The organism is Periweissella ghanensis (genome assembly GCF_918814755.1).
Classification (GTDB): domain Bacteria; phylum Bacillota; class Bacilli; order Lactobacillales; family Lactobacillaceae; genus Periweissella; species Periweissella ghanensis.
Window position 1 is genome coordinate 1 of sequence record NZ_CAKKNT010000053.1, and the last position, 1,781, is coordinate 1,781.

Consider the following 1,781-nt stretch of genomic DNA (forward strand, 5'->3'; position numbering starts at 1 on the left):
AGGGGTTGTGACATAACTACCTCTTAAATAAAAATTCCAGATGGAAATGAGTATCATTTCCATCTGGAATTTTTTTATTTTGAAAAAAGTGAATAAATTAGCGAGCACTCCCGCTAATTTATTCATATTCATCGCCATTAATGCGACAAACATTTGGCATTTGACTTTACGATTACCACGTACTGTGAATCGCGTGAACTTCAAAGAAGCCTTCAAATACCCAAAACTTGATTCTACATCAATTTTTCGCTTGCAATACAACGCAGCGTTGTCTGGATTTGAAAGGTCTTTTTTTACTTTATTTTTAAAATAATCTAGTTCTGGATTAACCGTTATTTTACGTAATTGTCCTGATTTTGTCAGTGCGGCGGGCACAAGTTTACTATTTAAATCGTATTTTTCTGCGTGATAGATTTTAAATGAACGGACAAACCCATCTTTATCTGTTCGTTTGCTATATCTAGCGAAATTGAAGCGCACATTTTGAGGATCAATATAGTAATCATCTTTTTCGTAGTAATCCCAGTTCATAACTTTACTGTTATCTGATTTCCACTTACGACTTTTTTCTTTTAACATCGTCCCATATGGAATTAAGGCAGTTGTGGCGTTTAAGGTATCAGAAATAAACCGGTAATTGGCTTCTGAACCATAACCAGCATCGGCGATAACGGTTGAATCTAACACACCGTTGGCTTGTAATTGTTTTAGAAATGGGATAAGTGTCCGCGTATCAGTTGGATTTGGCGTTAACGTATAGTCTAATACGAATTGATTATTTGTAGCGATCTGTAGATTATAAGCTGGTTTCAATTGCCCATTCATCATTGGATCTTCTTTGACACGCATAAAAGTAGCGTCATGGTCTGTCTTCGACATACTGTTGCGATTACCCATGATGGCTAATTGCTCTTCATACTTGAGTTTCTTTTGTTTTCGCTCTACTAACTCACGAAGTTGTTTTTTAATTGTACGGCGTTGTGTCTTTTTAGGATTAGGCGACACCTGAGGGGCGTCGCTGATTTCACGATTCAGTTTATCGAGATGGGCTTCTAACCGAGCAATAACTTCATCAATTTCGTTTTCAGTATATTCTTGGAAGCTGTCATCATTCATTGATTGTTTAATGTCAGTAAGTAATTCAAGTGTGTGCTGTTTATTTAAATCAGCATAACGCAATGTACTTTTCTTCCAGACAAATGAATACTTATTAGCGTTAGCTAAAATTTTCGTACCATCGATGTAGATACCATTACTAATCAAACCATGTTTCTTTAAGTACGTTGAAAACTTCATCATTGTTGAAACAATTAAACCTTCTAGTTCTTCAGAAACAATAAATCGTGCGATAGTACGATATGAAGGTTCTTGTTCTTGCGTTAACCACATGGCAACCTTATTTTCCTTCGCAAACAATTCAATTTGACGACATGAAAATTGGCTACGACTGTATGCGAATAAGACTAATTTTAATAACATCTTGGTGTCGAAATCACGCGGCCGACCAATGTTGTAACTAAAATTAGCGATATTTAATTCTTCAACTAAACGATTTATGTATTGTGCAGGGTGATTTTCTTCTGGTTCGTAGTAAGTTGCCATGTGCAAACTGATCTGTTGCATGTTATAATTAATCATGATTTTTGGACCTTTCGAGGTTTTTGAAAGCATTGGTTGCACCCGATGCTTTTTTCTTTTGATTATATCTAAAAGGGCCACTAAATGAAATTTAAAATTTCATTTAGTGGCCCTTTTTTTATAGGGTTATGTCACAACCCCTT

At 35.6% G+C, this 1,781-nt stretch carries 1 protein-coding gene; it reads right to left on the reverse strand.

Annotated elements, in window-relative coordinates; all coding sequences use genetic code 11:
- The coding region (locus LQZ76_RS09875) for an IS1182 family transposase (RefSeq protein ID WP_250787482.1) at positions 1–1,638 on the reverse strand (1,638 nt) is incomplete at its 3' end.
- Positions 1,639–1,781: the final 143 nt, after the last annotated feature.